This is a genomic window from uncultured Gimesia sp. (assembly GCF_937910335.1).
Lineage (GTDB): Bacteria > Planctomycetota > Planctomycetia > Planctomycetales > Planctomycetaceae > Gimesia.
In genome coordinates, this window is sequence record NZ_CALEMX010000384.1 from 1 (window position 1) to 12,414 (window position 12,414).

Genomic DNA, 12,414 nt, shown 5'->3' on the forward strand with positions numbered 1-12,414 from the left:
CCTTTAACGAGATCGGTATTAACCGCGGCTAATGCCTTGCGGCTGATCTTGTTTTGATCATTAGCCGAAGGGCATTAGCCACGGTTCCTCCGAAGTTGCTATGAACTATTGGAAATAAGAAACACTACCTAGGGCACATCTTATTTAACCATAGCGCCCTTCGTTCTTTTGTACTCGTTTCTAATGGCTTTGGAGACGCCATAGTAATCCTGGGCACAAGCTAGACCTTATTGGTGCTTCTCACCTTTCTACTTCTCGCTAAAGTAACTGTCGTCCCTGTCGTGTTTGATTTTTTCAACCAACCAGCGAAGACGGGACATGGTTACTCTCAACCGATGAATCATGTTCAATCTTCAAGGCATTTTAGACATGTTCAGTAACTGTTCTTAACGTGTGTTAGAAATTTTCAGTTAAATCGTCCACACTCAGATATAGTTCAGTTTACAAAATCCAACGCTTGTCGATGGTCTGTCGTAGTTATAATTAGTCTATACAGCAGAAGATCAGAGTTAGGTTTGTTGAGTGTTTCAACAGTAGGGTCAACCATGATGTCTTTTTACAACATACGTTGCCTGGATGTAGAAAAAGCACAACAGTACTCGTTAAGAAAGAATGAAATTTAGAAGCGATAATATTTTATAAGTTGCTTCTTTGAAACGGTTTGTTGGCATTGTAAATCGGAAGTAAATGAATCTGGACAATAATGGTCCACTCTTTGCGTCTATTCAATCTTCTTAACAGTTCACTGTTTAACAGCTTTGATAGTCAACAGACAGAAAGAGAGAACGACGGCATGGCTTCAAAACGCGATCGAATGAGTGTTTATGTGCGTGAGGGAGTAACCGTCCTCGATTTCGGAACAATGGAAATCTGGGATGGAGCCGACTTGTCATTGCTGCGTGAAACTCTGACTCGTTTAGTCGATCAAGAAAAATGTAATTCGATTGGTGTGGAATTATCCTTCGTGAAATACATTCCTAGCGGCTTTTTCGGGATGCTTTATGATCTCTATGAAAAAGGGATCGCAGTTACGCTTTACAGCCCACAACCTAATGTTGCCAGCATGCTCTGGTTCAAACAATTCTGTCAGCATACCGAAGACGGACGCTTTTTATTAAAGAGTGATCAAGTCGCTGATCAAGATAACTCTACCGAGGAGCAGGTCAGGGCAGAAAAGGAAAAGTGGGAGAAAAGTCTGAAACAATCGAGTGATTTTTCAACGACCGCTTCCTGAACTAAGAGCGAATCAGAAAGCTGCTAATTTGGTTTCCGCTCAATATTAATGTCAGCTCGGTCTATTCATTGCTAATTAATGTCGCATGTTTTTCCAGGCGGTTTTTCAACGAGAGATAATTTCGGGCCGCCGTTGATTCTTCCCTGAGTTCGATATCAATTTGTTCTGCGAATTCAAACAGATTGAACTCAGGCCAGGCTTCATTTAATGTCAGCAGTTGATTTAAGCCGTCAGGGTCTTGTCTGAGCGGGTCAGGAATCAACGAAGCCACAGCAACTGCTGCTGCAGGTGTCTTTCCTAATTCCGGATCAGTGAGCAGTTTCAGACCTTCGTGATGCAGGTACACGCAACAAATTAGCTCATCGGGAAATGACCAGTCCAGCATCACATTCGCGGCTGCAGCACAATGATCCCAGTTAAATTGTTGGCGTTCATACTCTTTTAACAAATAAGGGTTGCTATCCTGGTTGATTGTAAACTGCAGATAAAAGTCGAATAGTTCTTTTGATAAGACCGGCAAGAGAAAATCTTGCAGCATGGCTGCCGAGAATGCGACATCCGGATCAACTTTCATGAGTTGTGCAATCTTCCGCGCCATCAATGCGCGTTCCAGATTCGTGCTCCAGAAATTGGGAAGATTGATTAACTTTGAGTCGCTCGTCGACATGGCTTGTTTTAAACCAGTCGTGACTAAAAAGAGTTTTGTCGAGCGAATTCCCAACAGAGTGATCGTTTGTTGAATGGAAGAGACTTTGCGCCGCAAAGCAAAGGTACTGGAATTGACCATCCGTAATAATTCACAAGAAATTCCTGCATCAGTTTCGATGATTTTACTGAGTACTTTGGGCGTCGATTTGGGATCTTCTGCTTTCTGCGAAAATTCCATGACTGCTTTAGGCAGCATTGGTAATTTGATTTGAGAAGGCAGTGGACTCTGTTTTCCGTCGCCAATCAGGTTTTTTCGTAATTTGATCCAATCAGTCATGTTACTCTCAATAGCTCAATTTGAAGATGCGATAACTGGTCACGGTTGTTTAAATCAGGTTTGTCTAAAGAAACACTCTAACCGTATAGAAAGTTTAGCTTAAAGATGATGTCGGGGAGTCCCTCTTTTTATACAAATTTGTCTTCATCGATGGTTTGAGCTACTTTCGAAATGTTTTCAATGGTTTCCTTTTTAAAACATCGATACAAGCGGATTGAAATATTTCCATAAGTTATTAAAATTAAGATACTTAGATGCAAGATTCGAAATAGCGTGCCTTCGAGAAGTTATCGCTATTTTTTGTACAGAAGTCATATCCCTCAATTTTCCAGGACCAAATACATGGATGCACAATCGCTGGATTTCTTAAAAAAATTGCTCCACACTCCCGCACCTTCTGGCTATGAAGCTCCGATTCAGGAGGTGGTTCGTGAATATGTTGGCAGCTTCAGCGATGAACTGAAAACAGACCTGCATGGAAATGTGATTGCAGCCGTCAATCCAAGTGCGAAACGGCGCGTTATGCTCGCAGGACACTGTGACCAAATTGGGCTGTTAGTTCAATACATCGACGATGAAGGTTATCTTTGGGCGAATCTGATTGGCGGTTGGGATATTCAGATGCTGATCGGGCAGAACATGCAGGTTCATACCGCCTCCGGTCCCGTGCATGGTGTCATCGCCCGCAAGGCGATCCACCTCTTGACTCCTGAAGAACGAAAAACCGTTCCGGAAATTAAAGATCTCTGGATCGACATCGGAGCAAAAAGCGGAGACGAAGCACGCGAAAAAATTGCCATCGGAGATCCAATTACTTTTGAATTGGGATTTCGTCCCATGTTGAATCAACTGGCATCAGCCCCGGGTATGGATAACCGGGTGGGCGTCTGGGTCGTAATGGAAGCCTTGCGTCAAGTCAGTGAAAAATCACCACATGTCGGCGTATTTTCCGTTTCCACAGTCCAGGAGGAAATCGGACTCAGAGGCGCACGTACCAGTGCTTTTTCGATTGAGCCCGAGGTGGGAATTGCCGTGGATGTCACTCATGCCACCGATTGCCCCACCGTCAGCAAGAAGGAGCATGGCGATATCAAAGTCGGAAGCGGACCTGTTGTGTATCGGGGACCAAATGTAAACCCGGTAGTCTTTTCATCATTATCGCAATTAGCCAGTAAAAATGAAATATCCTATCAGATTAATGGCATCTCACGACCTGCAGGCAATGATGCCAACGCGATGCAATTGAATCAGGGAGGTATGGCGACAGGAATCGTGGCCATTCCCAATCGCTATATGCATAGCCCTGTAGAAGTCATCTCATTAGACGATTTAGAACATGCCGCTCGATTACTGGCAGAGTTTTGTCTGAGCATTGATGAATCGACAGACTTCACGCCCTGATTCAGGATGCCTATTCATCAATGAGAATGATTTCAATCAGGCAATTTCCTGTAGCACTTCCCCAGCCGCCTGGATTGTTTGATTGATATCATCATCAGTCATCATCGCGGAAGTGAAGTTCGCTTCAAACTGACTGCAGGGGAGATAAATGCCCCGATCCAACATGCCTTGAAAATAGCGAGCGAAAAGCTCGACATCATTTCGAGCAGAGATCGTATAGTTGGTCACTTTGTCTGGATTGAAGAACAGGGTAAACATGGAACCGCATTCTGCCAGCGTATGAGGTGATCCGGCTTTTGTTGCAGCAGAGCGAAGTCCCTCAGTCAAACGTTGCGTATTCTCTTCCAGTTGAGGATAGGGATTCGTTTCTTTCAGGCATTCCAGTGTCGCAATTCCCGAAGCCATCGCAATCGGGTTCCCTGAAAGCGTTCCCGCCTGATAAACTGTTCCAACAGGCGAAATCGTATCCATGATTTCCGACTTGCCACCATAGGCTCCCACGGGCATGCCGCCACCAATCACTTTCCCCAGCATGCAGATGTCGGGGGTAATGCCGAACCGTTGTTGTGCGCCACCTAAACCGACACGAAAACCGGTCATTACTTCATCCATGATAAATACCGTTCCGTTTTTTGAGCACAGTTCGCGGATCGTTTCCAGAAACCCGGGTTCCGGGAGCACAACACCCATGTTTCCGACCACCGGTTCAAGAATCAAACAGGCGATTTGATCACCCTGTTGTGCAAAAGTGTCCCGGATCTGATCAAGATCGTTATATTCGAGCACCACTGTATCAGCTGTGCATCCTTGCGGGATGCCAGGGCTGGAGGGAGTCCCCAAAGTCAAAGCCCCACTGCCGGCCTGAACCAGAAGACTGTCAACATGCCCATGATAACAGCCGGCAAATTTGATGATTTTATCTCGTCCCGTAAAACCCCGCGCCAGGCGAATCGCACTCATGGCCGCTTCTGTACCAGAATTGACCATGCGGACCTTTTCCACACAGGGAACCAGTTCAGCCACAAGCTCGGCCAGTTCTGTTTCCAGTAAAGTAGGGGCACCAAAGCTGGTTCCCTTTTTAAGCGCTTCTTCTATTCGGGAGATCACCCGTGGATGGCGATGTCCCAGAATATGAGGTCCCCAGGAACCGACAAAATCAATGTATCTGTTTCCATCAATGTCATAAAGATACTGGCCTTCACCACGATCAATGATCAGCGGATGCCCACCCACTGCTCCAAAAGCGCGTGCAGGACTGTTGACCCCTCCCGGGATCACTTTCAGGGCTCTTGCAAATTCTCTTTCACTTTGAGTGCGTCGACTGCATGACATAGTCTCTCAAATCCTTATTTCGAACTGGATTTCTCGGGTGTTTTTGGGGTTTCCTGTTCAGTTTTTAACTGCAAACATTTCAATGTTTTCTCATCTCGTACAAACAGCCGGCCATTGGACAGCGCCGGCAGGGCCCGCGTTGTGGAATTGAGAACGCGAGCACGACCCAGTTCTTTATATTTTTCCCGGGATGCTTCTGCCAGAACCAGTGTGCCATCTGTTTTCATTAAAATCAATTTATCGTCTGCTTCAAGCAAAGTCGCATAACCAAAATCGTCCTGAGACCATTTTACTTTTTTGGTTTGAGGTTCGAAACAGAGCAGCCGGGTAGGGCCCACGTCCTGACGACCATCGATTCCAATTAAAGTTCCACCATATTCAATCGGCGTTGTATACTGACTCGACATGATCTCCTGACTTCTCCAGACTTCGTTGACATTCAACTGATCAATTTTACCCCAGAAACTACCGACTCCGTAACTGGATGTTGCAAATACAAAGTCCCGAACTAAAACCGGACTCGCGCCATTGACTGTCGGACCTCGTTTACCAAAAGGAAATTGAAACAGGATGTTTCCCGTCTGAGGATCAATTCCTGCCAGATGCGAACGGGTGATGAAGATCGCATAATATCGCCCGTGAATAAACGAGGCAATCGGAGAAGAATAGCTGGCATCATCCTGCATACACTGCCAGAGCGTAACTCCCTGATCGAGAGAGAACGCAACAATACCTGCGTTTTTACGTTTGCCTCCCACATTCACAAGCAATCTGTCTTGCACAATGAGGGGAGAACTTCCAACGCCAAAATAGCCTGCTTTGACTTGAAAATCCCTGTGTGTCTCACGTGACCAGATTTTTTTGCCGGTTTTGAAATCCAGGCACTGCAGACGACCGGCAATTCCGAATGTATAAACCCGGTTTTTGTGAATCAATGGAACAGCGATCGGACCATTATTGGGATTAAACGTGCCTTGATAATTTACTGTGCCAGACTGTTTCCAGAGTACTTCCCCCGTCTCAGCCTGCAGGGCTTCTACCGTTTCCTGATCGCCGATCCGATGAAATAAAATCGCAATATTTTGTGAAACAGCCAGGCCGGCATATCCACTACCGACATCACGCTGCCAATTGACAGCCGGACCAGCGTCTGGCCATGTCGCGTCCAGCGTTTCGCCTTTGGCATGACCATTCCGAGAAGGGCCAAGAATCTGAGGCCAGTCGCCGGCATAACTGATTGAAGTTGTGAAAAGTATCGTGAATAAGAAGGTTTTCAGAAAACGCATATATCCGGCTCCGCGTTCCAGGTTCATAGTGACAAGATTTCTTCGAATCGTATTTTAATAGGATCAGGGCTTTGCTGCATAGGAAGCTCTGTTATAGTCTGGTAAGATAAAAAAGTAAAACCGAACTGAATGCCGAACTGAATGCCGAACTGAATGTGAGACAGCGCTTACGGAAACGGAAAATTGTGAGATCGCTTTCTTTGCAGGAGAATCCCTTGGAATCTAACCCATTACGGTTATTAAGAAATTTACGAAGAAGCCGCGAAATTGTAACGGTTCTTATGAATTATGGTTTTGATGACCTGGTTGATCAACTGGGGTTAAGACGATATCTCCGCTTGGGGCGCAGACTCTTATTCTGGAAACGTTCCGAACCAGAAGTCAAATTAACCCGTGCCAAACGTATTCGGCTCGCTTTGGAAAGCCTGGGCGTCACGTTTATCAAATTCGGTCAGGTTGTGAGTACGCGCCCCGATCTAGTCCCGCGAGATGTTGTCAGAGAGTTATCAAAGCTACAAGAAAGTGTCCCTTCCTTTCCCAGTGATATCGCGATCAAGATTGTTGAACGGGAATTGGAAGGTTCGATTGATACTCTCTTTGCAGCGTTTGATCATCAACCGTTAGCGGCAGGCTCATTGGGGCAAGTGCATCGTGCCCGTCTCCATGATGGAACGGAACTCGTGGTGAAAATTAAACGTCCTGATATCGATCGCGTGATCGAACAGGATTTGAGCCTGATGTATGAACTGGCAACCATGATTGAGCGTCATTTTCCGGATGCAGAAATATTTGATCCGGTCGGCCTGGTCAATCAGTTTTCCCGCACGATTCATCGGGAACTGCAGTTTATGAGAGAGGCACGTTCGACCGACGAGTTTTATCGTCTGTTTCAAGACGACGCCACGTTATATGTTCCCAAAATACACTGGGAACTGACACAAGGCGATGTCATTACCATGGAGTATATCGACGGCTACCGGATTGATAATGAGAACGAGTTGAAAAATCTTCCCATCAGTGCGCATGAAGTCGCCGCCAATGGCGCTCGTATTTTTATGAAAATGACGTTTGAATTTGGAATTTTTCACGCTGATCCCCATCCGGGTAATTTTCGAGTCATGCCCGATGGTTCAATATGTTTGATCGATTACGGCATGATTGGAGTTCTCGAAGAAGAACGCCGTGATTTACTGATCGACTTGTTATTGAATGTTGCTAGAAAAGATACGACTCGTCTGGTCGAAGTCGTTTTAAACATCGGTAAGACCAAAAGAGATATTGATCATCAACTGCTACGCGCAGACCTGCGCGATTTTATCGGTAACTATTACGGTATCCCCCTGGAGCAAATCAAGGTGGGGGCAATGTTGACTGATTTTATCAATATACTCGCAATTCACAGAATCCGGTGTCCTGTTGATATCATGTTACTGATTCGCGCATTGATTACTTTGGAAGGCGTTGCTTCCCACATCGCCCCTGATTTAAATATTGCACAGGAAATGGAACCTTACGTCTACAAGATTTCTTCCGAGAGATATCATCCTCGTGCGATCGCCAGTCGGATGTGGACAGAAGCCCGCAGCCTTACAAAAGTCATGCATGATCTGCCTGAACAGATCGGGCGAACCCTGGGAAAATTAAGCGATGATGAACTCCGAATTCATCTGGAGCATAAAGGGATCGATCATCTGACAACCGAAATGGATCGTTCCGGGAATCGACTGGCTATTGGAATGGTGATGTCCGCACTCATTTTGGCATCGGCGATTACCATCTCCTCCGATTCACGTCTGGTTTATGTCAGTATTCCCATTTTTATGATGTCGAGTCTCTTAGGAATCTGGTTGATCTATGGAGTATTCCGCAGTGGCCGACTGTGATCATAAGACCGATTCTCTGCCATGCCCCGCCTTTGATTGATCGAAGAAGAGCGATAGATTTCCTGTTTTACTTCCCATAGATTTTCGATTTCGGATCGCCACCCGACAACAAATATGCCATCAAATCTCTGACTTCATCCCCATTGAGCGTATTCAACATCTCCTTTGGCATCTGAGATACGGAAGAGGGCAGGATTTCTTCTACATCCTCAACAGACAGCGAGATCGGTTTGACTTTCACATCGGCTGGATAGATTACCACGGTGCCGTCAGCATTCGAAACAAGTCCCGTAAAAGTGCGTCCATCCGTTGTCAACACCGTCGATGACTGATATTGATCCGAAATCACCTTGCTCGGCTCGATGATGGATTCGAGAATGTATCTAGCATCGAATTTATTCTTAACCGTCGTCAGGTCCGGACCAACGTCTCCGCCCAGTCCATTAAATCGGTGACATGCGGCACATCGCAGCGAGTGGAAAAGGTTGCGACCATTCTCGAAACTCCCCGCCTTCATTTTGCCCTGGTTAGCGTGTTGGTTCGCTTCGCCCAGCGTCCATTTTTGACCGGGACCCTGGGGCGCGGTGATTTTGAAATCGGGAACGGGATTGAATTTCTCACCGCTGATATCTGCGATGGCACCACGATCGACATTGCTCATATTACCGAGGGCTTCGTCACGCATGTTGGCCAAAAATTTGCCGTAACTGTTGCCACCAGGATACTTGGCGGCTGCGTTGATGAACTCGATGTAAGAGCGACGTTGGTCTAGAGTCCAGCCTTTGCGCAAATTACGAAGCATGAAGGCATAATTGATTTCGTGTGTCGGCGGATGATTGGCGAGCATCTCCAGCACCCGACGCCCATAGTTTTTATTGCGACCCGCGAGTTCGGTCCAGTCCGGAATTTCTGCCTTACCTCGGTTTGCGATAAGGTTGATGGCTTTCGAAACGACATTCGGTGCTTCCAGATAAACTAATACCCGAACCAACTCGGTGTTTACATTTTTACTCTTATTTGGCAAATGAGGATCGAGCGCAGCAATCACTTGCTTGCGTTGTTCAGCCGTTGCTTTGCCAAGACGGATAAAGGTCAGAGCATAAGCACGAAGCAGACCGAGAAATTGGGATTCGCTTAACTCTGCAGGGTTCAACTTAAGGAGTGCGGCGATTTGGGCTTCGAGATGTGATTCATTTCCCATCCGGGCGAGAGCAACCGCACCGGAAATATGAGCCTGGGCATTTTTCTCGGAAAAGACTTTCGACGCCCATTGATCAACGGGCTGGGATTCGATGGCGATACGTGCAGCATTGCGTAACCATCGGTCAGAGCTGGAAAGATGAGGCCAGGCAGCGTCTATAGCGGCGGAATCAACTTTGCCGTGAAACGCTTCCAGACTACGCCGGAGTTTCCGCGCATCTGCACCCGCGATTTCACCTGAAACAGGTTCAGTCGATTCATCGCCAACGTATGTAATACGGAACAGAGCCGATTGAGTACCACGACCACCGATTGTGAAATACATGGCACCATCCCCACCAATAATCGCGTCGGTTACAGGCAGAGGTTCGCCGTAGCAGAACGCCTCCTGCTCCCCGCGATAACCAGCGCCATCGGGGACGAGGTGTATCGCGTAAATCGTGCCGAACGTCCAGTCCAATGCGAAAATCGCGTCCTGATATTTTGCAGGGAATTTCGCCCCGATGCCATTGATCACGCCGGTGGGGGAACCCGGGCCAATATTTACCACTGCAGGCAGGCTATCTTCATAATATTCAGGCCATTTACCGGAACCGCTGCGCCAACCATAGTCTGATCCACTCACAGCATGATTGATTCGCGTAGGGCGATACCAGGGGGTTCCCAGATCCCATTCCATATCTGCATCATAGGTGAAAAGGTCACCGAATCGATTGAGGGCGACATCGTATTGGTTGCGGTAGCCGATGGAAATGAGTTGATGTGTTTTCTTGACCGGATCGAATTTAGAAACCCAGCCACCAGGAGCGAGTCGACCTCGCGCATGACCGTTGGCATCCCACTCGCGCGGCAAAAGCAGATCTTCATTCCAGGTTGGTACATTCGAGCGAATGATGGATTCTTTCGGCGGCAAGTTAGCATGGTTTCCGCCGATGACGTAGAGATGTTTTCCATCCTCAGCCACAATCACACCGTGGTTGCCATGCTCACCACCACTGCGCTCACTGGGGAGTGCCTCAAACGTATCGAGACTATCATCGCCGTTGGAATCCGTAACCTTGTAAAGGTGACCGCCGCTCTTGTGAAAGTAAAGCGCATTGTCATGCCAGGTCAAGCCCTGCGCACCAGAGAGAGCGACTGGCATTTTTTCTACTTCGATATCCGGATTCTCAGATTGTCCGGTCACGGAAATACGGTAGAGACCTTTATCGCCTTGATCACTGGCTAACAAGCGTCCTTTACCGTCCGTTGTGAGTGAAACCCAACTGCCTTGCTCATCTTTGGGAACTTCGTACAACAGCTCAACTTTGAAACCTTTGGCGACTTTGATGCCCGCGGTAATATCCTCGATATCGAGACCGCTCGGGTTTGAAATTCCTGGCTTACCCCAGGGGCCACTTCCAAAGTTACCCATGTTTTTCAGCTTCAGGTTCCAGGCAGAATCATCAAAGTTTAAGAGCTTCCAGCCTTTGGCTTCGGAATTCGTAATTTTCCAATCGGGAGTCGAAATAATCTGTTGTTTCTTTCCCTCTGCGGTTTCAATTTCGAGTTTGAAAATGAATGCAGCAACTCCGCCATTATTATTGGCCCGTACCGCAATTTGATTTGAGCCGGTTTGAATGAGTTTTTTAGCATCAGTCTTCATGACAGGATTGCCCCAGTCAGTCGCGGTACCAGCATCTTTTCCATTAATCCAGACTGTTGCTCTGTTATCACAGGTGAAATAGAGCCGTGCAGCTTTGATTGGGCCGGAGACTTCGAATTTTTTGCGAAGGTAGATCGGCTCGTTACTCGTGGGTTGATCCGTGCGCCAGACCCAGCTTGGAGAAGGCTTTTCTGAAACCCAGGCAAACCTCTTATTCGTGCGAGTTTTTGTTTTCCCCGTTTTTTTGGACGGGGGAGCCTTTTTCGTATTTTCGACTGCCGCTTTGAGAACCGCCGCAGCTTCCGCACCGGCTAAGGGGCGGTATTGAAGGTTCTTAAACTCAACTTTCATCGGAGGGCCAGCATGAAGTTGAAGGCCAAGAACACCTTTCGCAAACGCATCGGGATGATCATCAGTCAAATCGATCGTGTTAACCCCATTGATCTGATGGACCATCCGGTTTCCGACGGCCACGATACGAATTTCGTTCCATTCCCAATCGACGAGTTTTTGATTTTTGTCGCCGATCTCCGCAACAACTTTCGGCTTACCTTCCGCACCAGCTTCGACTCGTTGGAACCGTTGTGCGATAATCCCACGCCCCGTTTTTTCGCCATACATCATGCCGAAAAATTCGGGTTTCGGGTGCAGATCGGCCTGATAACCTTTAAGGATAAATTTCTCCGGATCGACTAACTCACTGCGATATTGAACTCCCGAGTTGTTACCTTTAAAACGGACGGTGGCCTTGAACTCAAAATCACTCACTATTCCGTCTTGCCAAACCAAAAAGGTATTTGGTTTGGCTGGTTTATCCGCAGTTGTTTCCCCGACAATCGCCCCGTCCTGGACGGTCCAGAACCCTTCCCTTCCGGCCCAACCCGTGAGGTCTTTGCCATTAAAAATATTTTGAAATTCCTGAGCGTTGACCGCACTGGTAATGCATAACAGGAAAATGAAAAGCAGGCAGACGGGTTTTTGCATGGTAGTATCCCGGTCAAAAGGGCGAGTAATGATCGATAAAGTGGAAAAACAATATTGAACTTTTTCAGGTGCTAAGGTGTTTCGTGACCTGAATGACTTTGATGATATCCCGTTTTGAAAATCGTTCGAAATCAGTTTTCATCTTAACATTGGATCCCCAGACATGTCGAGCGCGTCGTGCGATACATGTCCTGATCGACACGGAAAGTTGAAGCAGTAACCGTAACAGTGTCGTTCAATTGGAACTGCTTGCGTCGCTGATTCGTTGACGGAGATAATTGGCGCGGGCGGCATTCCGTTCACCGGATTCCAATTCGCCTCCTTGCAATTTCTGTAAATGAGCGGGTTGAGTAAAAATGAACATCTCATTCAAAGTCGAGATAGGCAAATCTTCAATCAGCCCCAGATTCACGCCCATCCGCACACTGGAGAACACCACCATCGGCAGCGTGGTTGAACCCGGT

At 47.2% G+C, this 12,414-nt stretch carries 7 protein-coding genes and 1 pseudogene; 3 read left to right on the plus strand and 5 right to left on the minus strand.

Annotated elements, in window-relative coordinates:
- The first annotated feature begins 793 nt into the window (after window positions 1–793).
- Window positions 794–1,234 (plus strand): hypothetical protein, encoded by a 441-nt coding sequence (locus Q0668_RS15230; protein ID WP_298866177.1) that lies wholly within the window; start codon window positions 794–796, stop codon window positions 1,232–1,234.
- Between the two features lie 61 nt (window positions 1,235–1,295).
- Here the strand turns inward: Q0668_RS15230 and Q0668_RS15235 are convergent, their stop codons facing one another.
- Window positions 1,296–2,219 carry an HDOD domain-containing protein gene (locus Q0668_RS15235; protein WP_298866179.1) on the minus strand — a complete coding sequence of 308 codons (924 nt, stop codon included), beginning with the start codon at window positions 2,217–2,219 and terminating at the stop codon, window positions 1,296–1,298.
- A gap of 342 nt (window positions 2,220–2,561) precedes the next feature.
- On the opposite strand from Q0668_RS15235, the gene Q0668_RS15240 reads away from it, so the two are divergent.
- Window positions 2,562–3,620: a M42 family metallopeptidase gene (locus Q0668_RS15240; RefSeq protein ID WP_298866181.1), complete on the plus strand. Its 1,059-nt coding sequence runs from the start codon at window positions 2,562–2,564 to the stop codon at window positions 3,618–3,620.
- A 36-nt stretch (window positions 3,621–3,656) separates the two neighbouring features.
- On the opposite strand, the gene hemL is transcribed toward Q0668_RS15240, so the two are convergent.
- Both hemL and Q0668_RS15250 read right to left on the minus strand, forming a co-directional pair.
- The gene (gene hemL, locus Q0668_RS15245) at window positions 3,657–4,952 is read right to left on the minus strand and encodes a glutamate-1-semialdehyde 2,1-aminomutase (RefSeq protein ID WP_298866184.1); all 1,296 of its coding nucleotides are present in this window, start codon (window positions 4,950–4,952) and stop codon (window positions 3,657–3,659) included.
- A gap of 14 nt (window positions 4,953–4,966) precedes the next feature.
- Window positions 4,967–6,265: a PQQ-binding-like beta-propeller repeat protein gene (locus Q0668_RS15250; protein ID WP_298866186.1), complete on the minus strand. Its 1,299-nt coding sequence runs from the start codon at window positions 6,263–6,265 to the stop codon at window positions 4,967–4,969.
- A gap of 188 nt (window positions 6,266–6,453) precedes the next feature.
- On the opposite strand from Q0668_RS15250, the gene Q0668_RS15255 reads away from it, so the two are divergent.
- A complete protein-coding gene (locus Q0668_RS15255) occupies window positions 6,454–8,121 on the plus strand; it encodes an AarF/ABC1/UbiB kinase family protein (protein WP_298866188.1) in 1,668 nt (555 codons plus the stop codon).
- Between the two features lie 67 nt (window positions 8,122–8,188).
- Here the strand turns inward: Q0668_RS15255 and Q0668_RS15260 are convergent, their stop codons facing one another.
- Both Q0668_RS15260 and Q0668_RS15265 read right to left on the minus strand, forming a co-directional pair.
- Window positions 8,189–11,950: a family 16 glycoside hydrolase gene (locus Q0668_RS15260; RefSeq protein WP_298866190.1), complete on the minus strand. Its 3,762-nt coding sequence runs from the start codon at window positions 11,948–11,950 to the stop codon at window positions 8,189–8,191.
- A 235-nt stretch (window positions 11,951–12,185) separates the two neighbouring features.
- Window positions 12,186–12,414 (minus strand): annotated as a pseudogene (locus tag Q0668_RS15265) (ATP--guanido phosphotransferase); the annotation flags it as partial.